24 protein-coding genes are annotated in these 24,589 nt (G+C 45.1%); 16 read left to right on the forward strand and 8 right to left on the reverse strand.

The window, feature by feature from the left end; all coding sequences use genetic code 11:
- Window positions 1–99: 99 nt before the first annotated feature.
- The 4 genes from OCU35_RS06880 to OCU35_RS06895 all read right to left on the reverse strand — a co-directional run bounded on the left by OCU35_RS06880 (window position 100) and on the right by OCU35_RS06895 (window position 3,548).
- A complete protein-coding gene (locus tag OCU35_RS06880) occupies window positions 100–690 on the reverse strand; it encodes an SH3 domain-containing protein (protein ID WP_261825048.1) in 591 nt (196 codons plus the stop codon).
- A 270-nt stretch (window positions 691–960) separates the two neighbouring features.
- Window positions 961–1,485 (reverse strand): single-stranded DNA-binding protein, encoded by a 525-nt coding sequence (gene ssb, locus OCU35_RS06885; protein WP_017027244.1) that lies wholly within the window; start codon window positions 1,483–1,485, stop codon window positions 961–963.
- A 98-nt stretch (window positions 1,486–1,583) separates the two neighbouring features.
- Window positions 1,584–3,185 carry a DNA recombination protein RmuC gene (rmuC, locus tag OCU35_RS06890; protein WP_017027243.1) on the reverse strand — a complete coding sequence of 534 codons (1,602 nt, stop codon included), beginning with the start codon at window positions 3,183–3,185 and terminating at the stop codon, window positions 1,584–1,586.
- 12 nt (window positions 3,186–3,197) lie between these two features.
- Window positions 3,198–3,548 carry a hypothetical protein gene (locus OCU35_RS06895; protein ID WP_017030686.1) on the reverse strand — a complete coding sequence of 117 codons (351 nt, stop codon included), beginning with the start codon at window positions 3,546–3,548 and terminating at the stop codon, window positions 3,198–3,200.
- Window positions 3,549–3,657: 109 nt separating this feature from the next.
- Here OCU35_RS06895 and OCU35_RS06900 point away from each other — a divergent pair, with 109 nt between their 5' ends.
- Window positions 3,658–4,662 carry a helix-turn-helix transcriptional regulator gene (locus tag OCU35_RS06900; protein WP_261825049.1) on the forward strand — a complete coding sequence of 335 codons (1,005 nt, stop codon included), beginning with the start codon at window positions 3,658–3,660 and terminating at the stop codon, window positions 4,660–4,662.
- Here the strand turns inward: OCU35_RS06900 and OCU35_RS06905 are convergent, their stop codons facing one another.
- Both OCU35_RS06905 and OCU35_RS06910 read right to left on the reverse strand, forming a co-directional pair.
- A complete protein-coding gene (locus tag OCU35_RS06905) occupies window positions 4,663–5,673 on the reverse strand; it encodes an adenosine deaminase (protein ID WP_261825050.1) in 1,011 nt (336 codons plus the stop codon).
- An 18-nt stretch (window positions 5,674–5,691) separates the two neighbouring features.
- Window positions 5,692–6,114 (reverse strand): ATP-binding protein, encoded by a 423-nt coding sequence (locus OCU35_RS06910; protein ID WP_261825051.1) that lies wholly within the window; start codon window positions 6,112–6,114, stop codon window positions 5,692–5,694.
- A gap of 237 nt (window positions 6,115–6,351) precedes the next feature.
- On the opposite strand from OCU35_RS06910, the gene OCU35_RS06915 reads away from it, so the two are divergent.
- The 6 genes from OCU35_RS06915 to OCU35_RS06940 all read left to right on the forward strand — a co-directional run bounded on the left by OCU35_RS06915 (window position 6,352) and on the right by OCU35_RS06940 (window position 12,588).
- Window positions 6,352–6,804 (forward strand): dCMP deaminase family protein, encoded by a 453-nt coding sequence (locus tag OCU35_RS06915; protein ID WP_102377242.1) that lies wholly within the window; start codon window positions 6,352–6,354, stop codon window positions 6,802–6,804.
- Window positions 6,805–6,819: 15 nt separating this feature from the next.
- Window positions 6,820–7,794, forward strand: coding sequence for a Gfo/Idh/MocA family protein (locus OCU35_RS06920; RefSeq protein ID WP_261825052.1), 975 nt, complete (start codon window positions 6,820–6,822; stop codon window positions 7,792–7,794).
- Window positions 7,795–7,884: 90 nt separating this feature from the next.
- Complete coding sequence (locus tag OCU35_RS06925) at window positions 7,885–8,847, forward strand: hypothetical protein (protein ID WP_065209837.1); 963 nt, start codon at window positions 7,885–7,887, stop codon at window positions 8,845–8,847.
- 82 nt (window positions 8,848–8,929) lie between these two features.
- Complete coding sequence (locus OCU35_RS06930; RefSeq protein WP_102452126.1) at window positions 8,930–10,075, forward strand: BamA/TamA family outer membrane protein; 1,146 nt, start codon at window positions 8,930–8,932, stop codon at window positions 10,073–10,075.
- Between the two features lie 21 nt (window positions 10,076–10,096).
- Complete coding sequence (locus OCU35_RS06935) at window positions 10,097–11,173, forward strand: DUF4056 domain-containing protein (protein ID WP_102489663.1); 1,077 nt, start codon at window positions 10,097–10,099, stop codon at window positions 11,171–11,173.
- Window positions 11,174–11,262: 89 nt separating this feature from the next.
- Window positions 11,263–12,588, forward strand: coding sequence for an MATE family efflux transporter (locus OCU35_RS06940; RefSeq protein ID WP_065209834.1), 1,326 nt, complete (start codon window positions 11,263–11,265; stop codon window positions 12,586–12,588).
- A 27-nt stretch (window positions 12,589–12,615) separates the two neighbouring features.
- On the opposite strand, the gene glgC is transcribed toward OCU35_RS06940, so the two are convergent.
- Window positions 12,616–13,875, reverse strand: a complete 1,260-nt coding sequence (gene glgC / locus OCU35_RS06945; RefSeq protein ID WP_017030695.1) for a glucose-1-phosphate adenylyltransferase — start codon at window positions 13,873–13,875, stop codon at window positions 12,616–12,618.
- 520 nt (window positions 13,876–14,395) lie between these two features.
- Here glgC and OCU35_RS06950 point away from each other — a divergent pair.
- Window positions 14,396–15,568: an alpha/beta fold hydrolase gene (locus tag OCU35_RS06950; RefSeq protein ID WP_261825053.1), complete on the forward strand. Its 1,173-nt coding sequence runs from the start codon at window positions 14,396–14,398 to the stop codon at window positions 15,566–15,568.
- Here OCU35_RS06950 and OCU35_RS06955 read toward each other — a convergent pair.
- Window positions 15,565–16,590 (reverse strand): succinylglutamate desuccinylase, encoded by a 1,026-nt coding sequence (locus OCU35_RS06955; protein WP_261825054.1) that lies wholly within the window; start codon window positions 16,588–16,590, stop codon window positions 15,565–15,567. The genes OCU35_RS06950 and OCU35_RS06955 overlap by 4 nt on opposite strands.
- 97 nt (window positions 16,591–16,687) lie before the next feature.
- On the opposite strand from OCU35_RS06955, the gene OCU35_RS06960 reads away from it, so the two are divergent.
- From OCU35_RS06960 to purT, 8 genes are all read left to right on the forward strand, one after another.
- Entirely contained in the window at window positions 16,688–17,347 is a 660-nt protein-coding gene (locus tag OCU35_RS06960) for an NAD-dependent epimerase/dehydratase family protein (RefSeq protein ID WP_102430204.1), read from the forward strand.
- A gap of 192 nt (window positions 17,348–17,539) precedes the next feature.
- Entirely contained in the window at window positions 17,540–18,910 is a 1,371-nt protein-coding gene (locus OCU35_RS06965) for an L-cystine transporter (RefSeq protein WP_261825055.1), read from the forward strand.
- Window positions 18,911–19,042: 132 nt separating this feature from the next.
- Window positions 19,043–19,420: a nuclear transport factor 2 family protein gene (locus OCU35_RS06970; protein WP_017027227.1), complete on the forward strand. Its 378-nt coding sequence runs from the start codon at window positions 19,043–19,045 to the stop codon at window positions 19,418–19,420.
- 272 nt (window positions 19,421–19,692) lie between these two features.
- Window positions 19,693–21,108: an exodeoxyribonuclease I gene (gene sbcB / locus OCU35_RS06975; RefSeq protein WP_261825056.1), complete on the forward strand. Its 1,416-nt coding sequence runs from the start codon at window positions 19,693–19,695 to the stop codon at window positions 21,106–21,108.
- 3 nt (window positions 21,109–21,111) lie between these two features.
- The gene (locus tag OCU35_RS06980; RefSeq protein WP_017030700.1) at window positions 21,112–21,474 is read left to right on the forward strand and encodes a CidA/LrgA family protein; all 363 of its coding nucleotides are present in this window, start codon (window positions 21,112–21,114) and stop codon (window positions 21,472–21,474) included.
- A 1-nt stretch (window position 21,475) separates the two neighbouring features.
- Window positions 21,476–22,153, forward strand: coding sequence for a CidB/LrgB family autolysis modulator (locus tag OCU35_RS06985; RefSeq protein WP_065599296.1), 678 nt, complete (start codon window positions 21,476–21,478; stop codon window positions 22,151–22,153).
- Window positions 22,154–22,300: 147 nt separating this feature from the next.
- A complete protein-coding gene (gene cdd / locus OCU35_RS06990; RefSeq protein WP_102322263.1) occupies window positions 22,301–23,194 on the forward strand; it encodes a cytidine deaminase in 894 nt (297 codons plus the stop codon).
- Between the two features lie 150 nt (window positions 23,195–23,344).
- A complete protein-coding gene (gene purT, locus OCU35_RS06995; protein ID WP_261825057.1) occupies window positions 23,345–24,520 on the forward strand; it encodes a formate-dependent phosphoribosylglycinamide formyltransferase in 1,176 nt (391 codons plus the stop codon).
- Window positions 24,521–24,589 lie beyond the last annotated feature (69 nt).

Genomic DNA, 24,589 nt, shown 5'->3' on the forward strand with positions numbered 1-24,589 from the left:
GAGAGCTAGAAAATCTCAGTTCAAACAAAAACGCCCAATTTGCAGATTAAAATTGGGCGTTTCTGTTTTGTTCTCTAGTGTACGGTTGAGCAATAGTGTCTATTGAGCCCGCAGGTACTTGGCACTTGCCCAAGCCCTAACGCCATTCACGTCAACCAACCACCAGCCATCCTGCTTCATATAGACATCAACGGTCTGGTTGCGTTTTAGCTTGTACAGGATCTTGCCTTTTGTATGTGGCTCTTTACGTGCATTGAGCTTAGTCGCTAGCACCTTTGCTTGTAATAGAGGTAACTTAGCCGGCTCTGTTTGAACCACTTCTCGATTCATTCGATAGGATTCATTTGCTGACACATTGCTCGCATCATTACCCATAAACAAAGATAAACCACCGACTATCATCACAAGGGCTGCTAGACCATGAGCATACGGGCTTCGACCGCCATAACTGGCGAGCTCTTCATCATTTGACTCAGACGCTTGGTAGCCGGTTCCTCTTACCGCTATTAGCTTCGCTTTATAGAACACCCACAGTATGCAATTGAACAAGAAACTCAGCAGAATAAAAAACGCTTCAATGGCAGCAAAGATCAGCTTAAAAATACCGATCGCCAGAAAGAAGATACCAAAGCCAACCAAGATATCGCCAATAATACTGCCACACTCTTCTTCAAGTTCTTCGTCAAACACAGTTACATCTCTCTTATCATCAACTTAAAGTCTTTACGGAGTATTTACCCAGTATAAAGCTGATGGTTATCTTGTTCTTATCAATTGACGACAGTAACAAACGTTACTGTCGTCGTGTAAGGTCAAGATACCGAGATTGGCGACTACAAGTGTCCTTAACAGTAGATGGTGAAATAATCGCCTCTATTAAACGGACACAAAAAAGCTCAACACACTGTTGAGCCTTGTTTTTGTCTTTGGGTGTTAACTGACTAACTTGAAAAGCAGGGTCTAGAACGGAATATCGTCATAGTCATCAGGGCTTGGGGTAAATCCACCTGGTGCGCCAGATTGGCCTGGATTAGTCGGTGCATTAGCAGAGGCATTGCCCGCGCCAAACTGACCTTGATTTGAACCACCAGCACCAGCATATTGATTGCCTGGGCTGCTTTGTTCGCCTTGCTGACGACCACCTAGCATTTGCATGGTGCCGTTAAAGCCTTGCACGACCACTTCTGTGGTGTAGCGCTCTTGGCCAGATTTATCCTGCCACTTGCGGGTTTGCAATTGCCCTTCAATATACACTTGAGAGCCCTTTCGCAGGTGATTGCCCGCGATCTCAGCCAGTTTGCCCATGACAGAGATGCGGTGCCACTCGGTTTTTTCGCGTTGCTGACCGGTCGCTTTATCCTGCCAAGTCTCAGAAGTTGCCACCGTAAAGTTGGCGACTGCATTGCCGTTTGAGAAGTGACGCAGTTCAGGGTCAGTGCCTAAATTTCCTACGATGATGACTTTGTTTACGCCGCGTGATGCCATTGTGTTTCCTTTATTATTCGTTTATCTCGTTTTGGAGATGTAAGGCAATCGCCTTCATTAGTAATTGCCCTAAGTATAGTGTTTGTGGTTTTAGCCGTTTAGCTATTGCTGTGATCAATCACAGTCAGCTCTGGCGCTGCATGGTGATACTCAAGCTCTAGGTTCGCCTTCTCGACTAACTCGGCAGGCAATTCTCTTGTAACTGCAACGCCCAGCTCTTTAAACTCTGACGCTTGCTTAATAAGGTTTCCCTTACCGGTATGCAATTGCCCTAGTGCTCTGTCATAGGTTTCTTTGGCTTTATCCAACTGCTTACCTACCCCTTCCATAGAGTTTAAGAAGGTATTGAGTTTGGTGTAGAACTTCTCTGCGCGGTTGGCCAACTCAGCCGTATGCTTGTTTTGCTCTTCAAATCGCCACAGCTGTCTGACTATGTTCAAACTGGTTAATAGCGTTGTTGGGGTAGCCACAAGGATGTTTTTCTCCAGCGCCGACTGGAACAAGTTAGAGTCCGCCTTTAACGCTTCAACATACGCAGATTCGATAGGGATGAACATGATCACTACCTCTGGCGAATTGAGACCTGGCAGCTTGCTGTACTCTTTTGCTGCTAGCTCATTAATGCGATCGCGCACCGCTGAGGCATGTTCACGCAGGGCGATTTCTCGCTCATTCACATCTTCTGAATTCACATAACGCGTATAGGCGTTTAGTGAGGTCTTAGCATCAATAACCAAGTGCTTATTCTGCGGAAGATAAACAATAGCATCGGGTCTAAAGCGTCCCTCTTCACTATCGATGCTCACTTCTCGCTTGTAGTCAGTGCCTAGGCGAAGCCCGGAGTTATCCAGAACATTCTCAAGCATTAACTCGCCCCAGTTGCCCTGCACTTTTTTCTCGCCTTTAAGCGCAGTAGTGAGTTTATCCGCTTGGTCAGTGATCTCTCGGTTAAGTTTTTGCAGATTCTGCAGTTCAGTACGCAATTGCACTCGCTGCTCAGTCTCCCTGCTATGGATATCCTCAACCTTGTTCTTAAAGCCTCGTAGCTCTTGATGAATAGGATTTAAAATAGAGCTCATACTTTCAGTATTAAGCTGCTTAAATGCCTGACCTTTACGCTCTAAGATTTCATTCGCTAGACGCTCAAACTCCTTGCTCAGTTCTTGCTTGCTCTCTTTAAGTAACGCAATTTGCTGATCGTAATGGGTCTGCTTGGTCTCAATCTCAGTGTTAAGCTCTCCAATCTTACCCATAGCATTAGAGTACTTTTCATTTAGATCACGAAGTTCAACGTTGAGTGCCTGGCTTCTTTGGTTTTCAAGCTGCAGCTCTTCGAGTTTGGCTTTAAAACTGGCCGTTGCCGAACTCTCCGCCACCTTTGCTTCACTAAGCAATTCAGAGGTTTGACGCAGGGTGTGTTCTCTTTCGCTTAGCTGTTTTCTGTAGGTATGCTCAGAGACTCGGACAGATTGGAGTTCAGAGCCTAGCTGAGCACAGCGCACTTCTAAGTCGCTTACATCTTCTTGCGCATGTTCTAGCTTTTGTTGCGTACTCTGCGCCAGCTCTGACTGATTCGCCAATTCTGCATTGGCTAGCTCGAGCTCTAGCTTCAGTTGCCCAACAGGACGCTGAGCGACCCAATACGCCACTGCTGATGTCAGCAGAACCACTAAGCCAAAAATCACATAGGTTAAAGTCATTATAATTCCTTGTTATTTAGTGCATCTAACCGTGCCAAGAGAGTCTTTTCGACAGGTAGTGCCGTCGCTACCCCTAACTGTTCCCAGAGAATCTGTACGCCAGCTATTACCTTTATTGTCCCTTACCGTCCCTAAAGAGTCGGTGCGGTAAGTGGTTCCGTCACTGCCTCTTACTGTGCCCAAAGAGTCAGTACGCCATGTATTGCCTTTGTTGTCTCTTACCGTGCCCAATGAATCGGTGCGATAAGTGGTGCCATCACTGCAGCGCGTTGTGCCTAGAGAGTCTGTTCGGCAGGTATTGTCTGCAAATGCACTGAATGAAGTAGCCAATACCATCATGCACATTGCGAGAGTAAATCGCATATTTTCTATTCCAATTAACGATGACACTACTAATTATGGTCAATATAGAGACAAAAACTGTCCCTTTAACTAGAATATTCAACGTTATCTGATGAGAAGGTGTAAAGCAATGTCCAAAACGTTTGAGCGCTATCAACTCGTTCTGCAAAATATTCCCTGCCATCCCGATTATGTCACCAGTCTTGAACTGCGCCATATATTGCTTTCAAAGGATCTTATCGACTCCACCCTAGATGACAAGAGCCAAATGAAGACAGTGCAAAGGGTTATCAATAAGGTGGCGTCAGATTATTATTCTGTCGAAATTGATACTGAAAAACGTCCTCATCAGATAAAGATCTCTCAGGGCCAGCAGCACCCTATCAATCCTGCGGCAATGAGTAGCGTCCTTTCTTTGCAAATTATTGAACACGAAGTATTGGAAATGCTCCCACCTACCATGCGCAAAGAAGTGTCAAACCTCATCAGTACAGGTAAAGCCGAGAGAGACAAAAGAATTGAACTGTGGAAGGAACGCTTTAGCTATGCACCTATTGAGTTTCAACTCACCTCGCCAAGCTTTGATGAAGCTCTAATAGACACTATCGAGCAGGGAATATTAGAGAAGCGACTACTCAAAATGAAATACCGAAAACGTGGCAGTTTGCATGACGAACCGTACAGTGTCGAACCTCTTGGTATTGCTCTGCATGGTCGCAGCTTTTATTTACTGGCAGTGAAAGAAAACAGCCAAGAGTACCGCACCTTTGCTATCCATAGAATCACCGATATGTCGCTCGGCTTTACGGTATTAAAGCCCCATCAAAACTTTAGTGCTAAGCAATATATTGAGGAGCATGTGCCTCATTTCTCTGGGGGGCAATTCACCGAAGTCGTGCTCAAAATCAACAACTATCACGGCTTACACCTTATCGAAGAAACGCAGCTTTCTGAGTGTCAATCCGTTATAGAGTCCGATGATGAGCACACCACTATTCGAGCGAAAGTACGTGATAGTTTAGGCTTTGAGTGGTGGTTAATGAAAAACGCTAATCTAGTTGAGGTTATTGAGCCTTTTCACATAAGAGACAAGGTCATCAGTAACCTAACCTTGGCTCTTGGCAAATATCAATAATCAGTGGATCCCTTGGACAAGGTAACCCTCTAAGTGTCGTAATAGATCTTGCTTACGAGCTTCGCTCGCAAAACTTGCCTTGATGGCATTGCGGGTAAACTGAGCGAGTTCTTTAGATTCCACTGGATGAGTCAGGGCGATTTGATGAAAGTTATCTGTCATATAGCCACCAAAATACGCAGGATCATCTGAGTTAATGGTCACGCACAGTCCCTGATGCAGTAGCTCTACGATGTTGTGCTCTTCCATGGTATCGAACACCTTCAATTTGACGTTTGATAATGGACAAACAGTCAATGGGATTTGCAGCACTTGTAGCGTCTCAATAAGCTTGGGATCATCAACACAACGTATTCCATGGTCGATACGAGACACGCCGAGCATCGTCATTGCATCTTGAATATTACTTGAAGGCCCTTCTTCTCCAGCGTGAGCAACTGTGAGAAATCCCTCCTTTAATGCCAACTGGAAAACCTTTTGAAACTTCTTGGGCGGATGTCCCGATTCAGAAGAGTCTAAACCCACTCCTATGATTTTATCCCTATGAGGCAAGGCGCTTTGAAGTGTTTCTAACGCCGAGTCTTCATCGAGATGACGCAGAAAACACATAATTAAATGGCTAGTGATACCAAGGTCTTCATGGGCTTTGATAAGAGCACTATGGATACCATTAACAACCGTATCAAACAATACGCCTCTATTGGTATGAGTTTGGGGGTCGAAAAAGATTTCAGTATGCATCACATTATCTTGGTGACACCTTAGTAAGTAGGCCCAAGTTAAATCAAAGAAATCTTGCTCTGTGATCAGTACGTTTGCCCCTCGATAATAGATATCAAGAAAAGACTGTAAATTGTTAAACTGATAAGCCTTGTGAACTTCCGCAGCGTTAGAAAATGGTATCTCAATGTTGTTTCTTCTCGCCAGTTCGAACATGAGTTCTGGTTCTAGCGTCCCTTCGATATGTAAATGAAGCTCTACTTTAGGTAGGCCTTCGATAAACTGTCGCAATACCACTCTCCTTGTGCATTAGTACTCAATTGATTTTAGACGCTTTTTTAGATCTCGTGGTAAGACGTCCCAGCGCTTGCGCATTGCTTCAATCTTGTCTAGCGGAACATTGTGAACATTCGCAAACTGCCCTTCACATTCATATATGTATAGCTCAACTGAGCACTGTTGTGCCATTCTTTGATAAGGTCTAATTTCCCATACTTGAGTGAAGGTATTGGAAACCACAACAGAGTTGCCTTGTTTGAGGTTCTTTAGGGTCTGCTTTTGGCACCAAAGGTGAGCCGCTCCAAGCTTGCTTGCATCAAATTGATAGTTTTCATCGTTCTCGTCGGTGAAGTACATATCCGCTTCTAAATGCAGTAATTCATGTGCTCGTGTTAGCTGTTTAGCTAATGTGGACTTGCCCGAACCAGGCAAGCCACGAATAAGGATTAACAAATTTAAACATCACCCTATGAAATTAACGATTAACTATTGGTTCAAGTAAACCAATAGATCAACTGTATAGACAAAATTCTCGACAAGCCTAGCAGAATCATGTTCAAGCCACATCTGGCATAAATTACAAACAGATACGGTTAATCGAATAAAAATGTTTTGGCTTGTAAGGAATAACCGTTAAGCTAAAACCCATAAGATTAACGTTGTACTTTCAGTTAAATCAAGGAATTAAACATGCTAACGAAATGGGCAAAGCGCTTTTATCAGATGTCTGAACTGGTGGGTTCTTGGAGTAAAGACCCTTCTACTCAAGTTGGAGCTGTTATTACCAAGCACAACCGTATTGTGTCAGTTGGCTTTAACGGATATCCACACGGTATTACAGACAGCGCTGAGACTGATGAGCGTGATATGAAGTATTTGAAAACCTTGCACGCGGAAGAAAACGCGATCTTGTTCGCGAAACGTGACTTAGATGGCTGTGAGATCTGGGTAACCCACTTCCCTTGTCCAAACTGTGCGGCGAAGATCATTCAAACCGGCATCTCTTCGGTACACTGCCCAGAACAAGAACCGGATTTTCTCTCTCGTTGGGGAGACAAAATCAAGGTCAGTGAAGACATGTTTAATCAAGCCGGCGTCACCATTGATTGGCTGCCATTGAACGAACTCAAATCAGAAGACTAACGAATAGGATAACGGATGATCAACTGGGGAATTATCGCACCGGGGCGTATTGCTAATCGCTTCGCCGAAGCATTTAGCGTAATCAATGATGGCAGATTATATGGTGTGGCCAGTCGCAGTCGTCCTAACGCTGAATCATTTGCCAAGCAGCACAATATAACCCATGTGTTCGATAGTTATGCTGAGCTCATCCACTCTCCAGAAATCGATGTTATCTATATCGCCAGCCCCCACCAGTTTCACTTTGATACTGCTAAGCAGTGTCTTGAAGCAGGCAAAGCTGTATTGTGTGAAAAGCCACTTACCGTTAATGCATCTCAAGCAAAAGCATTATTTGAGATTGCCAAAGACAACAACGTCTTTTTAATGGAGGCGCTGTGGAGCCGATTTCTTCCTACTTGGCTTGAGGTAAAACGCTGGGTTGAAGACGGTCAGATTGGACAGCTAGAAAATATCCACTCTACTTTTGGATTCAAGGCAGAGCGCAATTATGAAGACCGCTTATTCAATCCAAAACTGGCTGGTGGTGTGCTGCTCGACGCAGGCATCTATAATATTTCTTTGACTCAATATCTAGCTAAACGAGAGCCACAAAGTATCTCGTCACATGTGTTCGTTGGCGAAACCAATGTTGATGAACGCTGCTCTGCGACATTGGATTACGGCGACTTCACCAGCCAGTTCACCTGCTCTTTTAGGTCCAACCTAGATAACTGCATGACAATCTATGGTAGTGACGGAAAAATAACCATTGATGGCGCTTTTTGGGATGCCACAAAAGCAACGCTTGAGGTGTACGGTAACGATCCCATTGCGCTTAATCTTCCTCATGAAGGTTCAGGGTTTGAGTATCAAGTTCGCGAAGTGCAAAGCTGTCTGCGTGAAGGCAAATTATTCAGTGAGGTGATATCTCCTGAGCAGACCATTGCTACATTGCAATTGATCGATGAAATACTAAACAAAGTGAATATAAAACACCCACTTAGCTAAATGTAAATCTGTGTAATTTCTCACTTTTTTGTTCAAAAGGTATATAATTGCGTTATCCGTATCACAATTTTATACCTTTTGGATTTCTGAATGGAACTTAGACGTTTCTCCACTGCCGCCGCCATCATTGGCACTACTTTTGCTCCTACCTATTCATACGCCTCATCATTCGAGCTCCCTATTTGGAAGTCAGAAGCAGAAGAGCGTGGTTACGTTCTGCCTAAAGCATTTGGACTTAGCGTGGGTTACATGAAGGTCGAGCAAGGGATTAATGTTACTTCAATAGATTTAAATGGCATAAAAGACAGTCTTGGAAATGAAGGTACTCCCGGTTTCCCTGGTGTTTGTAATCCAATTACTGGAGATTGCCTAATCCCACCAATTCCTGGGATCCCCGCTGATATCCCAATCAATAGCATTGATGTAGAGACTATTGGTGGGTATCAAGAAAGTGAGGTATGGACTGTTCGCGCAGATATGTGGCTTTTCCCATTCTTAAACTTTTACGCTATTGCCGGGAAGATATCTGGCTATTCTGAAACAGACATAATAGTAAACGTAAACTACGGTAATGATCGCAACCTCACGCTACCACAACTTCCGTTCAAGCTTGACCTCGACGGCAACATGTATGGTGGTGGTTTCGTTGTTGCTGGTGGGTATGAAGAATGGTTCACCATTATTGATGCAAGTTACACTAAAACTAATCTTACTGTTATTGATGGCGGCATCGACTCTATCGTTGTAACGCCAAGAGTAGGTTTTGATTTTACTAATCACGGCCATCCAATTCGTGTTTGGGTGGGTGGTCAATATCAGAATATTCAACAAACCCTAAAGGGTGATTTACGAGATATTTTCCCCGCGGAGTTCGTAAACATGATTGAAGCAGAAGGAGAAACAGCAGGTTTTGTTGTTAAACAGGAGCTTGAATCTGAATGGAACACCGTCGTCGGCTTCAACTACGTCATCAACCCTACTTTCAACATCATCGGTGAATTTGGCTTTGGCGACCGTCAAAGTGCATTTATCTCTTTGGACACCCGCTTTTAAAGATGCCAACAAACCCGTCCCTATTTATCCGCGCACATACACCTAAGGCTAACACCTTAGGTCAACATGGTGTACGCAGTTAATGAAGCGTTTATCCAATCCAATAAGCCTGCTGCTACTTTCTAGCGCCCCCTTTTACGCATTGGCTGAAGGTAACGACCTGACCAACAAAGGCACGGGTTGGGTGACCGATTTACTGGAGTTCTTTGGCTCTAGTGATGAGGTGGATTTGTCTGGTGGCATGGATTGGGGCGTTTTACCCGGCCCCTTTGCCAACCCTGAACAAGGTGTCGGTATTGGTGTGGCCGCCGTGGGTTTGTATGCGCCTCAAGGCCTTGAAACAGGCAACCAACTCTCGACTCTGACGCTGAGCGGCTATGTATCGTCTGAGGGTACTTATGGGATAGGCGTCGACAACACAACGTTCTTAAATCAAAACCAATGGAAGTTAGGTTTGATGGGACGTCTCTCTCAGACACCCAGTAAATATTGGGGTGTGGGAAAAGACGCTGCCGAACAAGATGGCAATGAAACTGAGCATGAGGCGCTATACCTTAGATTAGAACCCACCGTTGCCTATCAATTTGTTGAAGGCTACTTTATCAAAACGGGTATCGACGCCACGTTCCTATACCATCAAGAATCAGACGGTAGCGCATTAACACCAGAGCAATTAGAAGATACGACTAACCTGGGTATTATTCTGGCGCTTGAGTACGATACCCGAGACTACGAAACCAACCCTTACTCTGGTCGCTTAGTCAGCTTTGAACATCGATGGTATGTAAAAACCTTCGGTGGTGATTACGATTATGAAGAGCTGACCATCAACTATCGTGAGTATGTGAATTTATACGACGATAACATCCTCGCCTTTGACTACTTTGTGCAAGGGCTAAGCAATGACGAAGACCTCCCTTGGTTTGCTATGAGCAAACTGGGTGGGGACGATCGCATGCGCGGTTACTATAGCGGCCGGTACAGAGACCGCTATCAGATGGCCGCACAACTTGAATACCGCCACAAGTTTAACGAACGACATGGCGCTGTAATTTGGGGCGGAGCAGGAAATATCGCCCCTCACTTTGAAGGATTATTTGAAGACAGTTGGCTCCCTACCTATGGAGTCGGTTACCGTTTTGCTTTCAAACCTAGAGTCAATGTTCGTCTTGACCTAGGCTTTGGAGACGAGACCACTGTTTATTTCAATATACATGAAGCGTTCTAAAGAACCCTTTAAAGGCATTTAATGAAACTAAAATCTCTACTTATCGCAGGAATCACTCTCTTTTCTTCTGCAAGTTATGCAATAGATGCGCCTAGTGGCGTCCGCCCTTGTTGTGCTTTTGGTATCAACATGAAGTCAGAACTCGGCGTTGTTCCAGTCCCCTTCTTTCGAGTTAACAATATTGTCGAGCTTTCCGATCTCGAAGATCATCTATACAACGATGGAGAACAAGGTGTTGCGAGTAGCCTAATGGGCACCGGTGATGAGTCGAATGGACTTATCTATACGTCTAAAGGCGGCATCATTGATACCGCCCATGTCCGAGATACCGCAGATTATACGCTCTACTTACACTCTCAAATCAGTGGGCAACTAGGCACGAAAAAGCAGGTCATCCTAGAAGATGAGCTTCGCAGTCGTGTGATTGAGATGACGGATAAGCTTGTTGATATGACGCCTGAAGAGCAGGCACAAGCTGAAATAGAGCTAAGTGGCCTTCTTGCCTATCGTTTAGCACAGTGGCACGAAGTTGCTCAGTGGTTTGGTTTTACCTCGGTTGCTGGGTTCAAAGAATACCCATCAGCTTATTCTCCAGAAGATCTCTACTCCAATATGCTTGGCGCTTTTATTGCAATAGAGATTTTAGAAACCAATTCAAATCCAACGAAAGAAGAGTATCAGCAAGCCTTCTCTGAGATATTTCTGAGAAAACTGACTGAGCTTGGCGCTCAAGACGAAGACCGAACTGAAGAGATTATGGATGGTCTTGATAAGAAATGGTGGGACAGTGGCAAGCGACTGCCCAACAAATGGGTTGTCAAAACCCGCGACTACGAACCTAGGTTAACCATTACTCCGCATTGGGGAGATAGTGACAATAGAGTGACAACGTCACTATCTGAATATGAATACCTTGAAGAATTTGGTTACCTTACTCTCGTTGCCACCGATTCTGAGAAGAACTTTAGTGCACTACCCGGTTACCTTAAAGAACGCCACGTTTGGACTAAAAAGCAATTTTCAGAAATTGCACAGTTCGCTAAGAAGGTCGATGACCAACATAAACTAAACAACAATCAGCTGTTACCGCCGTACTAAAGTTCAGCACTGGTCTCGCTCGCAGCGTGACCAGATAGCGACTACTCTTACTACTCACTATAATTCCTTTAAGAATCAAACTGATATTAATGAAATCACAGACTAGCCGAACCTTAGGTATCGAACTCTATAAGATGACCTGGCCAATGATCTTCGGCGTACTCTCTTTAATGAGTTTCCAGCTTATCGATTCAGCCTTTATCGCACAGCTTGGCGTTCTCCCCCTAGCCGCGCAAGGTTTCACCCTTCCTATTGGCCAACTGATCATTGGGGTGCAAGTAGGCCTTGGCATCGCGACCACTTCTGTCATTGCCCATGCTTTAGGTGCAAACGATGAAAAGTACGCCAAGCAACTGGGTGGATTGGTGCTGGCACTCGGTAGCGTTGGTTGTGCCGCTATTTGCTTATTTTTGTATTTGATTCGTTCGCCATTGCTGTCTCTACTAGGAGCGACCGAAGAAGTCTTTCCTATCATAGATACTTATTGGATAGTGTGGCTGATCAGTGCTTGGGTTGGTGCGGTACTGTATTTTCTATACAGCGTATGTCGTGCAAACGGTAATACTATGTTGCCCGGCATCATGATGGTGGTAACCAGCATCTTAAACGTGGTGCTCGACCCTATCTTCATTTTCTATTTTGATATGGGAATCCATGGCGCGGCAGTGGCAACCATCATTGCCTTCGGTATCGGTATTCTCTACGTAGTCTACCGAATTAAATCAAAGCACTACTATTCCTTTGACTGGGGTAACCTAGATATCAAACAAAGCATTAGTTCACTGTTCGGTATCATGATGCCGGCAATGACCAGCCAGCTGATGCCGCCTCTAGCGGCAATGCTTTCAACTAAGCTTCTTGCATCATACGGCACAGCCGCGGTTGCAGCTTGGGCTCTGGGAAGTCGTTATGAGTTTTTTGCTATTGTCAGCGTGCTTGCCTTAACTATGTCCATGCCACCTATGATAGGTCGATTTGTTGGGGCGAAAGACAGCGATAAGATCATCAAGTTGGTCAATATTGCCTGCGTATATATTCTTGGCTCGCAAGTGCTAGTGGCGCTGATCACCTTGGTTATCTCAGGACAACTGGCTACCTTAATGACAGGTGAGCAAAGTGTAGAGCGAATTTTGGACATGCATTTGGTTATTGTCCCCTTTAGCCTTGCTCCGCTGGGCGTTTGTATCTTATTGGTTTCTGTTTCCAATGCCTTGGGCAAACCAATGAAGGCATTACTGGTTTCATCTTGCCGACTGTTTGTTTTCTTTTTGCCCTGTTTGTATGCCGGCGCATATCTGGGTGGCTTGCAAGGTTTATTTATTGGGGCCGCAATCGGTAACACCCTCGCGGGCATTTTTGCTTGGAATAATTACCGCGCAACCATTTCTCGATTGCAAAAAAAATGGAGCCAATAGGCTCCATTTCATCAACTTTTGCAATGCTTACTGGAAGCTTGCTTCAGTCACTAGTACAACGCCACCTTTAGTAACTTCGTACAGTTTAGAATCTTCTTCTAGGTTCTCACCGATAACTGTGCCATCAGGGATGATAGTGTTCTCACCCACAATAACCTTAGTTAGTCGACAGTTCTTACCAATGACGGTTTCTGGAAGAATAATGCTGTCTTGAAGTACTGTGCCTTCTTCAATGCGGCAGTTAGTCGCTACTAGTGAGTGATTCACCTCTGCACCAGAGATAATCGTACCCGCAGATAGAACCGAATCTACAGCGAAGCCTTTACGGTCTTCATCGTTAAACACAAATTTTGCGCCCGGACGTTGCTGCTGCTGAGTAATGATCGGCCAAGAGTGGTCGTATAAGTCTAGTTCAGGATCTGGAGCAACAAGGTCCATGCTAGCTGCATAGTACTCATCCAAATCACCTACATCGCGCCAGTAACCGTTGTTACCAGGATGACGTTCAGTAAATACATAACCGTTTACGCGTGCACGCTCTAAAAGGTTTGGAATGATGTTGTGACCGAAATCGTGACCGTATTCTGGGTCTAGTAGAGCATCGTTCAACTCTTTGTCCAAGATATCTGCATTGAAAATGTAGATACCCATAGAAACAAGTGATTGGCTTGGATCTTTTGGATGTGGAGTTGGGTTTTCTGGCTTCTCATCAAAGCTAACGATACGACCGTTATCATCCAGTGACATTACACCAAATGAAGATGCTTGTTCGATTGGTTTCTTGATACAAGCAACTGTTACGTCTGCACCACTTTCAGCATGGAAGTTAAGCATGCGAGAGTAATCCATCTTATAAATGTGGTCGCCACCAAGGATCAGAACTTGTTCGCATTTACGTCTGCGAATCAAATCAAGGTTCTGGTATACAGCATCTGCTGTACCACGGTACCAAGATTCACCAACACGCTGTTGTGCTGGGATAATTGCAACACCCTCATCAAGCGTAGAGTTGGTCATAAAGCCCCAGCCTTTTTGCACGTGATCGATAAGATCGTGTGCCATGAACTGAGTCAGTACGCCTACACGACGAATACCTGAGTTGATGCAGTTTGAAAGTGTGAAATCGATAATTTTGTATTTACCACCAAAAGAAACAGCTGGTTTTGCGATCTCTTTGGTTAATCCCTTCAGGCGAGTACCTTTCCCGCCTGCTAGTACTAATGCAACTGTGTTACGTACTAATTTGTTACTCGACAAATGCGAGTAATTATTATTATGTTCCGTCATTCTGGGGGCCTCTAACATTGAACTAATATAATGTAATAAAAAACGACTTACGGCTTTTCAAAAGCTCTTTTGTTCGTCATTGCAGAGATAATAAATTAATCCTTCAAAATATATCTGCTTAAACTCACACTTTTAGAAAGATCAAATCTCAATATAATGATAATGAGAGATAGGTCACGCAAACGTGTGAGCAAGATGCAATTTGGTGAATAATGTCACAGATTGTACAAAACTCAAACAATCCTTTCATTCCCACTCATCACTCAAATCTATGGTTTCTGCTTGATAATCCACAGAAAATGCAAAATAGATACCAAGCCAGAAATCAGTTTCTTAATCTAATTGAATAATGCTGAGTATTTATTACAGTAAACCTATGCTTGGTATAAATTTAAGTTACATTCAAATGACTGATGTAAGCAAAGTTGCCTCCAAAGTGCTTTGCGATAGATTATTTCAATCTATTTTAAGCAAGTGGATACATATGCCAGCATACTGACCATTTATAAGGATATAGATAATGCTCAAGTGCAAAAAACTAGTTTTATTACCCGTTTTTGCTTTAACTCTCTCTGGATGTGCCAGTGAACCTGAAGATCCACAATTTGTCGCATCAAAATCACTACAGCCCTACATGCAAGAAGACTATCAAACCTACCTTGCTGAGACTCAACAGTGGTTACTAGAAAATCGAGTATTCTTTACCGACGACAAGCAAACCGAACTTAGCGCTGTAGCACCTTTTGAGCTTGTTCCCCAAAATCCAAATGGACAAGGTATTCTGTTAGTACATGGGCTTGGGGACTCTCCATTCTCTTATGTGGATATCGCTCCCGACCTTGCCGCTCAAGGCTATCTAGTGCGAGTCATTTTGTTACCCGGTCACGGAACGCGGGCTGCAGATTTGTCGCTTCCTGAGCTAGAGGATTGGCAAAACGTTGTCGCTCATCACTACCAGTTACTCAATGAAAAAGTGGAGGGTGTTTGGCTCGGTGGGTTCTCCACAGGAGCAAACCTAGTGACCGCCTTAGCCTATCAACAGCCAACCGTAAAAGGGCTATTGCTGTTCTCTCCTGCATTTAAACCACGTAACTCATTGGCGAAGTACTCCCCTTACGCTAAATGGTTTGTCGATTGGGAAGGCAAAACAAAAGAGGATAACTATACCCGTTACAACTCGCTGCATATGAATGGCGCGGCGACCTATTACGAGACATCGGCAGTGGTTCGAGACTACATAGACGATGCCGGTTACGACAAGCCTACTTTTGTCATGCTAAGTGAAGCTGACGAAACCATCGACTCGCAGTACGCTGTAGGACAGTTTTCCGAGAGATTTACCAACAGTCAGAATGAGCTTTTGTGGTTTGGTGAGACTCAATATAAAGATGAGCGCATAACAAGCTATAGTATGGACCTTCCCCAGCAGAAGATCCTGAGTGCGTCACATATCTCCTTAGTATTCTCACCGGACAATCCTATTTATAAACGCGATGGTGAGGTAAGGCTGTGCTTTAGAGAGCAACCAGAAGGCATGCCTGAAGATTGTTCAGAAGTGGCCAGCGACCAAGTCTGGTTTGCTGCATTTGGGGGTGGTGAAGAGACTCAAGTAAGGGCTCGGATAAGTTGGAACCCTTACTTTGATCAAAGCATGCAGAAGTTGAATCGCTTCCTTGCTGACAATAGTAATTAATCTATTACCGTCAGTTGATTGTCGACATATCGAGTCGCACAGGGTTTTACAATCAGTGCGGCTCTTTGTTTGAGCTCTACATTGGGGTTAGGAAACACAACGCCTCCCTGCTCTACCGGCATGGTTAACACCTTGTCACCGTCTTTACCCAGCTCTTCACCCTCAGCAAATCTTGAGAAATTAGGTAACGCTTTGTCAAAGTAAAATTCAAAGTCCATATTCTCGCGATAGATTGAACTGTCCACTTGGTAGGTGATCATATCTGTCGCAGTGCTCGACTCTACCGATTGAACAAGCTCTAGAAACGCTTTGTGATACTGTGCGAGTTTGTTCATATCGTTATGACCAAACTTTGCCACCTGTCCCAACTCCAAGGTTGCTGCCTGTGCGCCTAATTTACTCGAACTAAACCAGCTAAACGTACTTGAAGGCTCTTCAGATAGCAGCACCGCTTCTATACCTGCCCTTTGCATAAAGTCGATGAACTCTTGTTGTCTGGTTGGGTAAGTCGATTGCGGACTGATGGCAAAGGTGTAGTGCTTAGAAGCGCGAATGGAGCAATGCATATCCAAATGCCAGCGACTTGCCATTGGTGCATCTTGCCAAAACTGGGTGACTTGTTCTTTTAGAGACACCGCCAGAGCGAGTTCTTGAGACTGTGGATAATCGGCATCGCCAAACAGGCGATTGAGGTTTGTTTCCACAAATCGCTCTTCTGCAAGGATTGCCTTAGGGTGCGCAATAATCAGCAGTAAGTGGTGCTGCGGCACAATAGACTCGCTGGCAATTTGGCTAGCAAGATCATCCACTATTTCGATTGGCGCCGTTTCATTGCCATGAACCGCGCTAGAAATAACCATGTGTTTGGCTTGTTTTGCGTCAGCAGGCGGGCAAATTTTAAGTACTCCCTTTTGCAACAAACTCATTTGCACGCCATTGCTCAGGGTAATAGAACGAGGCGAAGTCGCAGATGCTTGAAGCGTGTCTTGTAAAAATGAGGACTCAAATAATGGTACTGGCATGGATTCTCCCTTCCGAAGCCTACTATATAGATGTAACATCGAAGCAACATCATACCGAAACTCTGTATTAGTGACAGAAGATTAATAGGCATTCTCTATGGAAATCACAAAGCCCAATCTCATTCTCGCCGGAGGCACAGGCCTTATAGGCCAGCACGCCATTCATTATCTTCTGCAGCACCCTGAATATGTCGACAAAATCTACGCGCCAACAAGGCGCCCGTTAACGCTCTCGGCAGATTCACTGGTTACCCTATCCAATGAGACGTTCGACAACTCATTAGACATCAATGCAACTATCGGCCTTATTTGCTTGGGCACCACCAAGAAACAGGCTGGAAGCAATGAAGCACTCTATCGCATCGACCATGACTTGGTTATCTCGTTTGCAGAAACAATGAAGAACTTAGGCGTAAAGCGATTAGCGGTGGTGTCTAGCTATGGTGCTAAAGCCGATTCTCCTTCTCACTACCTAAAATGTAAGGGAGAGATGGAGCGAGACCTGCAACAACTTTGCTTTGAGAGGCTTGTTATTGCAAGGCCAGGCCCGCTACAAGGGGAGCGAACAGCGCCTAGATGGGACGAGGTCGTACTGCAGAAAGTCCTTAAGGTCGTAAAACCTATTATGTTGGGTCCACTTGAAAATCTTCGCCCTATTCACGCTCAAGACGTGGCGAAATATCTGGTGGATCGCCTGTGTATTGACGTTAACGACCGTGGCGAAACCATTGCCAACTATCGTGAGATGAATGGTTAACCCATTAGAACCATCAAGTTGTTGAATTAGTTAGCCTTCTATTACCACAAGCTATAACTACAACTGATAACCACAATTGGAATATGTTATTCCTTTTTGAACTTATGACTGAGTGGAAAATTCGATAATCTATGCTCTCTTTTCAAGATCTGATTATAAAAACACACGGATTTACACTTTAAAGGAATAACTATGTCAGTTGCTGTCGTTGCCAACTTAGCGGTCTTTGTTGGTATCATCTATTTTCTATTTTCTAAACAAAAACAACAAAATACACTCTCCCGTCTTGTACTTTTAGGCTTAGTTACTGGTAGTGGTTTTGGCTTAGCACTACAACTTATCTATGGCGAAGGAAACCCTGCTATTGCTCAAACACTAGATTGGGTAAAAGTGGTCGGCAGTGGTTATGTTGGACTTCTAAAGATGATCATCATGCCATTGGTGATGGTATCTATGGTCTCTGCTGTCGTTAAGCTGGACAACTCAGGTTCTCTTGGAAAAATCAGCGGACTGACTATTGGCGTGTTGCTATTTACTACCGCCATCTCTGCACTAGTTGGTATTGCCGTTACCCAAGTATTTGGTCTAACGGCTGAAGGACTGGCTGAAGGTGCTCGCGAAACTGCACGTATCGCCGTACTAGAGAGCCGTATTGACCGCGTTGCGGATCTAACTATCCCGCAAATGCTGGTAAGCTTTATTCCGACAAACCCTTTTAGCGACATGACAGGTGCTCGCTCTACTTCAATCATTGCTGTAGTGATCTTCAGCGTGCTTATGGGCATTGCGGCTCGTAAAGTAGTGATCGAGAAAGAAGAGCTAGAGCAACCTATTCGCACCTTCGTTGAAGTGGCTCAGTCTGTGGTGATGCGTCTCGTTAAAATGATCATGGCTCTAACGCCATACGGCATCGCGGCATTGATGGCGAAAGTCGTTGCAACCTCAAGTGCATCAGACATCCTAAATCTGCTTGGCTTTATCGTTGCCTCTTACGTAGCAATCGCTCTAATGTTTGTTGTTCACGGCTTGCTTGTGTCTCTTGTTGGCGTTAGCCCGAAAGAATACTTTAAGAAAATCTGGCCAGTACTGACGTTTGCATTTACTTCACGCAGCTCAGCGGCAACCATTCCGCTAAACGTAGAAGCGCAGATCACTAAACTGAACGTGCCACCAGCAATTGCAAACCTATCAGCATCATTTGGCGCAACCATTGGTCAAAATGGCTGTGCAGGCATCTACCCAGCAATGCTAGCTATTATGGTGGCGCCAGCAGTGGGTATTGACCCAATGAACTTCAGCTTCATCTTATCGCTTGTGGCTATCATCACCATCAGCTCATTTGGTATTGCCGGTGTTGGTGGCGGTGCAACCTTCGCAGCTCTTATCGTATTGCCAGCAATGGGACTGCCGGTATGGATTGCCGCGCTACTGATTTCTATCGAGCCTTTAATTGATATGGCGCGTACTGCCCTTAACGTTTCTGGTGCAATGACCGCAGGTACGATTACTTCACGTATCCTAGGTAAAGAGAAGCAAGAACAGCTAGAAGAAGCCAACGCTTAATCGCTCGCGCTCTCGTTCTTACGCTATCAAACCGAGGCTTTTGCCTCGGTTTTTGTGTATTTAGAGTTCGCGCAATCCCACAATGTCGCCTAGCTTTTAACCACTGTTACGTTAACGCTGAGGCACATCTCTATGAAGCTCGAATCCAACAAAAAGAACGCCATCGCCTTTTACAAAATGGCCTATCTCGGCAGCCCTAAGCAAGCGGTAGAGCTGTATGTGGGAGATGACTATATACAGCACAACCCGTTAGTTGGGGATGGTAAGCAATCCTTTATCGACTACTTTACTGAAATGCAGCAGCACTACCCTGATAAAGAGATTGAGTTCGTGCGCGCTGTTGCAGAAGGTGACTTAGTGGCCCTACATACCCATCAAACATGGCCTGATGATGACCAATACGTCACCATGGATTTCTTTCGCTTTGACAGCAATGGAAAGATTGTCGAGCACTGGGACTCAATACAACAAATCCCGAAAGAAAGCCTTAACGACAATACGATGTATTAAGGGAACATTGCGACCCTAGCAAGGGGCCTTTTTTGATCCACCTCTAGGAACCCCATCGCAGCTGATGGAAATTCATACCCCCTTGCTATTTCCCACCTAAGATTATTATAAGATTCTGAATTGAATCGTATTTCTCATTGCTATCTCATTAAGTCAACTCAGGTTTGATTCCTTGAGCTGAGCTTTGATTACGCACATTGCCAAAGAGGTTTGCTATCCGCATTCGGCAATGGTCTAATAACTGACAACACACTGATATTTGGACATTTTTTATGCACACGGACCAACCCACATTCTTTTTCTTTGATTACGAGACTTGGGGAGTCAGTCCTGCAAAAGATAGACCGTGTCAGTTTGCTGGCGTGCGCACCGATGCCGACCTAAATGTCATTGGAGAGCCGCTAGTCATCTATTGCAGATCCCCTGCAGATTATCTACCCAACCCCGAAGCCGCACTTGTGACCGGTATTACGCCGCAAAAGGCGATGAAGGAAGGCTTATCTGAGCCAGAGTTCATCACTGCGATTCACAATGAAATGAGTCGCCCAAATACCTGTACTCTTGGTTATAACAGCGTGCGCTTTGACGATGAGGTCACTCGCTACACTTGCTATCGTAATTTTATCGAACCTTATGAGTGGAGCTACAAAAACGGCAACTCTAGATGGGATCTACTGGATGTGATGCGCGCCTGTCATGCACTGCGACCGGAAGGGGTAAACTGGCCAGAAAATGATGAAGGCAATACCAGTTTTCGATTAGAGCATTTATCGGTTGCAAACGGCATTGAGCACAGCAACGCCCACGATGCTATGGCCGATGTCTATGCCACGATTGAGATGGCAAAAAAGGTTAAGCAGAGCCAGCCTAAGCTATTTGATTTCTTCTACAAACATAGAGGAAAACAAAAGCTAAACGCCCTTGTGGACATTGTAAACATGACGCCTCTGGTTCACGTATCTGGCATGCTCAGCACTGAGCACCAGAAAACCGCTCTAATTGCTCCTATTGGTTGGACACCGATTAAGGCGTTAATCACCATTGATCTTACTCAAGACATTACGCCGCTAATTGAGCTTTCAGCCGATGAAATCAAAGACAGACTTTATACCAAACGCAGCGACCTTGAAGAGGGTCAGTTGCCTATCCCAGTAAAACTGGTGCATCTTAACAAGTGCCCCATTCTTGCGCCTTTAGGTGTGTTGACTGCTGACGCTATTGAGCGCACGCAGATCGACAAAGAAGAGTGCTTGAGAAAACAGCAGTTGCTGCAGCAACATCCGCAGATTCGAGAAAAACTCGATGCGGTGTTTGCAGAAAATCGAGAGTTTCCAACTAGCCCAAACATCGAAGAGCAGCTGTACAACGGCTTTTTCTCTCCATCAGATAAGGCGCAGATGCGCATTATCCGAGATGCAAAGCCCGAGGTATTAGGTTCTCTTGATATTCAAGTCACGGATCCTCGCATCGCTCCTTTGCTGTTTAACTACCGAGCTCGAAATTTCTTTCATACTCTGACCGATCAAGAGCAGAAGCGATGGCTACTTCACTGCCGTGATAAGTTTGAGCAAGAACTGCCTAATTACATGTTAAACCTAGAAAATCTTGGTGCGCAGCATCAAGGGGATGAGCATAAGATGAAGATCCTCAAGGCCATCTACCACTACGTTGAACAGTTGGTTTCTTAGTTAATGGTCAGCAAGGCATTCTTCTATCTGCTTAGTGCAGGCTTAATCGCCCTTTCGCTTGTTATCGGTGATTGGATACAGGACTTTTTCGCACTTTCTGTACCAGGAAGTGTGATTGGACTTTTGATCTTGTTTCTGGGTTTGGTGAGTGGCGTGGTAAAGCCTCACTGGGTACAACCTAGCGCCTCACTATTGATCAAGTACATGATCTTGCTGTTCATTCCCATCAGTGCAGGCCTAATGAACCACTACCACATGCTGCTAGACAATGCCCTAGCCATCGTGGTGAGTACGGTACTAGGCAGCCTGTTTATCTTAGTTGTCCTCTCTTTAGCGCTGGATAAGCTCTTAGCGGAGGACAAATAATATGTGGTTACTGCTCAGTATTGTTGTGTACTTCATTGCCAGATTTATCGCCAAGAAAGCCCATCACCCATTGGCGAATCCTTTGCTGATAAGTCTAGCCATTATCATCCCATTCTTGTTGCTTTTTAAGGTGCCTTATCAAACCTATTACCAAGGCAATGAGCTCATTCAACACCTGTTACAACCTGCGGTGGTAGCCCTTGCTTATCCTCTGTATGAGCAATTAAACGAGATACGTGCGAAGTGGAAGTTAATCCTCACCACCTGCATTATCGGTAGCCTAGGTGCAATGTTATCCTCGGGTCTACTCGCTGTGCTGCTTGGCGCCGATTCACAGTTACTCGCCAGCATTATGGGTAAATCCGTGACCACTGCGATAGCGATGCAGGTGTCTGCTGAGCTTGGTGGTGAGCCCGCCGTTGCAGCCATTTTGGTATTGCTGGCTGGATTAACAGGTTCGCTTCTTGCCTATCCTGTCTACCAGTTACTAAAGATCAAACACCCTATCGCAAAGGGGCTGACTATGGGCACCGTTAGCCATGCACTTGGCACAGCCACAGCCTTTGAGCACAGTCAAAAGGATGCGGCGTTTAGCTCGCTAGCATTAGTTTTATGTGGCGTTATCACCTCTCTACTGGCGCCCTTTGTAATGACACTCATGCTTAGCCTCAGCTCTTAAGCACTTTTCTATAGCCGATAAGGCTTCAAAATGAACAAACAAACAGCATTCAGTGTGAACGAAACCGTTTACCTCACCGATTAGTCTCCCTATTCGCAATGAGTTGCACTATGCTGTTTGCAATGATTTTTCTAATAGGAACCTGCAATGAGCCAGCGTTTTATTGACCTCTACAAAGACCTTCCAACCGACTACGTAGATGGCTTCAAATCTATCTTTGATTCTCCCTCGTTTGCTGGCGAGATAAGCAATGAGCAGTTTCAAACGCTTAAGCAGATCACCAAGCTCGACGAACAAGAATTGAAGGTCGCTATACTGCCGTTTGCCGCCGCCTACTCTGTTGCGCCTATCTCAAAGTTCTATGTTGGCGCCATTGTTAAAGGGACGTCAGGAAAGCTGTACTTTGGCGCAAACCTTGAATTTGCCGGTGCGCAACTTGGTCAAACGGTACATGCTGAGCAATCTGCTATCAGCCATGCGTGGATGAAAGGCGAAGAAGGTATCTCTGATATCACAATTAACTTCAGCCCTTGCGGTCATTGCCGTCAGTTCATGAATGAACTCTCTACCGCTGAGCACCTTTCTGTGCAACTGCCAGAGCGCGATAAAATGACGCTACAGCAGTATTTACCAGAGTCCTTTGGTCCAAAAGACCTAGGTATCGAGTCTGGCTTGATGTCTCCGGTTGATCATGGCTACAGCTTTGCTGAAAACGATCCGCTACTTGAAAAGGCTATTTACGCGCTCAATCGCAGCCATGCGCCTTATACAAAAGATCACAGTGGCGTGTCGATCAAGACCAAAGATGGCGGTCTATTTTGTGGAAGCTACGCAGAAAACGCCGCCTTCAACCCAAGCCTACCCCCATTGCAGGTAGCATTAGTGCAACTGCAGATGGCTGGCATATCCTTCTCTGAGATAGCTGAAGTAGGTTTAGCTGAAATGAACGAAGGCTCTATTTCACACCTTGCGGATACGCAAAGCACCATAGAGGCGATTAATCCAGATATCCCTGTCGCTTACGTTGCGATTGGCGAATAGTCTCTACTGAACATCTTCATATTTGAACACCACAGCTTAGTCTGTGGTGTTCTCACAAAAAATTCATCAAAATCGCCATGCAAACGATTGCGCTACGCGAAAATTTGAGTATTATCTGCTGAAAAAAATCATCTTCTTAAAGGAAATACTATGTTGGGTACGGCTACGGCATCAGGTGCAACTAAGGTTTTATTGCTAGGTTCTGGCGAACTGGGTAAAGAAGTGGCCATCGAGTGTCAACGTTTAGGCATCGAAGTGATTGCCTGTGATCGTTATGAAAATGCTCCAGCAATGCAAGTGGCACATCGAAGCTATGTATTGGACATGCTTGACGGTGAAGCACTAGCAAGCATTGTTGATAAAGAAAAACCCACCTACATCGTTCCTGAAATCGAAGCAATTGCTACTGATACCTTGGTAGAGCTAGAGAAAAAAGGCACAACGGTTGTTCCTAACGCACGCGCTACACAACTGACGATGAACCGCGAAGGTATCCGCCGCCTAGCAGCAGAAGAGCTAAACCTGAACACCTCTAACTATCGCTTTGCTGACACGTTTGAAGACCTCAGCGCAGCGGTGACTGAAGTGGGCATGCCTTGTGTGGTTAAGCCAGTAATGAGCTCATCAGGCAAAGGTCAAAGCGTTATCCGCACGCAAGAAGATGTACAAAAAGCATGGGACTACTCTCAAGAGGGCGGTCGCAGTGGTGAAGGTCGCGTTATTGTTGAAGGCTTCATTGATTTTGACTACGAGATCACCCTGCTAACTGTACGTGCTGTCGATGGCGTTCACTTCTGTGCTCCTATTGGTCACCGTCAAGAAGATGGCGACTACCGCGAATCATGGCAGCCACAACAAATGTCTGAAGTTGCGCTGAAAGCGGCAGAGTACGTTGCAGAAGAAATTGTTAACGCGCTGGGTGGTTACGGTCTGTTTGGTGTTGAGCTATTCATCAAAGGCGACAAGGTTATCTTTAACGAGGTGTCCCCTCGCCCGCATGATACGGGCATGGTCACCATGATCTCTCAGGATATGTCAGAGTTTGCTTTGCACGTTCGCGCATTCACGGGCAACCCTATCAACAAGGTTCGTCAAACCGGTCCTGCAGCGTCTGCGGTTATCTTAGGTCAAGGGACTTCAAGCAACCTGTCTTACACAGGTATTGAAGATGCAGTGGGCAACCCTGATACGCAGATCAGACTGTTTGGTAAGCCTGATATTGATGGTCGCCGCCGCTTAGGTGTGATTTTGACCCGCGCTAAAGACACAACGCGCGCCGTTGATGCGGCTATCGACGCAGCCAAGAAGGTTAAGATTCATTACTGATTGAATCACGCTCGATACAAATGTAGAAACGTTAGTTTCTACGTTTCCATAAATCAAAAAAGAGGTCCT

Origin of the sequence: Vibrio breoganii, from assembly GCF_024346795.1 — a bacterium.
GTDB lineage: Bacteria > Pseudomonadota > Gammaproteobacteria > Enterobacterales > Vibrionaceae > Vibrio > Vibrio breoganii.

Coding starts and splice junctions, on each gene's coding strand:
- cdd (WP_102322263.1), top strand. CDS start 22,301: ATGAGCCAGCGTTTTATTGACCTCTACAAAGACCTTCCAACCGACTAC.
- OCU35_RS06980 (WP_017030700.1), top strand. CDS start 21,112: ATGGTCAGCAAGGCATTCTTCTATCTGCTTAGTGCAGGCTTAATCGCC.
- OCU35_RS06970 (WP_017027227.1), top strand. CDS start 19,043: ATGAAGCTCGAATCCAACAAAAAGAACGCCATCGCCTTTTACAAAATG.
- OCU35_RS06930 (WP_102452126.1), top strand. CDS start 8,930: ATGAAGCGTTTATCCAATCCAATAAGCCTGCTGCTACTTTCTAGCGCC.
- rmuC (WP_017027243.1), bottom strand. CDS start 3,185: ATGACTTTAACCTATGTGATTTTTGGCTTAGTGGTTCTGCTGACATCA.
- OCU35_RS06965 (WP_261825055.1), top strand. CDS start 17,540: ATGTCAGTTGCTGTCGTTGCCAACTTAGCGGTCTTTGTTGGTATCATC.
- purT (WP_261825057.1), top strand. CDS start 23,345: ATGTTGGGTACGGCTACGGCATCAGGTGCAACTAAGGTTTTATTGCTA.
- OCU35_RS06920 (WP_261825052.1), top strand. CDS start 6,820: ATGATCAACTGGGGAATTATCGCACCGGGGCGTATTGCTAATCGCTTC.
- OCU35_RS06950 (WP_261825053.1), top strand. CDS start 14,396: ATGCTCAAGTGCAAAAAACTAGTTTTATTACCCGTTTTTGCTTTAACT.
- OCU35_RS06915 (WP_102377242.1), top strand. CDS start 6,352: ATGCTAACGAAATGGGCAAAGCGCTTTTATCAGATGTCTGAACTGGTG.
- OCU35_RS06985 (WP_065599296.1), top strand. CDS start 21,476: ATGTGGTTACTGCTCAGTATTGTTGTGTACTTCATTGCCAGATTTATC.
- OCU35_RS06900 (WP_261825049.1), top strand. CDS start 3,658: ATGTCCAAAACGTTTGAGCGCTATCAACTCGTTCTGCAAAATATTCCC.
- glgC (WP_017030695.1), bottom strand. CDS start 13,875: ATGACGGAACATAATAATAATTACTCGCATTTGTCGAGTAACAAATTA.
- OCU35_RS06960 (WP_102430204.1), top strand. CDS start 16,688: ATGGAAATCACAAAGCCCAATCTCATTCTCGCCGGAGGCACAGGCCTT.
- sbcB (WP_261825056.1), top strand. CDS start 19,693: ATGCACACGGACCAACCCACATTCTTTTTCTTTGATTACGAGACTTGG.
- ssb (WP_017027244.1), bottom strand. CDS start 1,485: ATGGCATCACGCGGCGTAAACAAAGTCATCATCGTAGGAAATTTAGGC.
- OCU35_RS06940 (WP_065209834.1), top strand. CDS start 11,263: ATGAAATCACAGACTAGCCGAACCTTAGGTATCGAACTCTATAAGATG.
- OCU35_RS06895 (WP_017030686.1), bottom strand. CDS start 3,548: ATGCGATTTACTCTCGCAATGTGCATGATGGTATTGGCTACTTCATTC.
- OCU35_RS06925 (WP_065209837.1), top strand. CDS start 7,885: ATGGAACTTAGACGTTTCTCCACTGCCGCCGCCATCATTGGCACTACT.
- OCU35_RS06955 (WP_261825054.1), bottom strand. CDS start 16,590: ATGCCAGTACCATTATTTGAGTCCTCATTTTTACAAGACACGCTTCAA.
- OCU35_RS06935 (WP_102489663.1), top strand. CDS start 10,097: ATGAAACTAAAATCTCTACTTATCGCAGGAATCACTCTCTTTTCTTCT.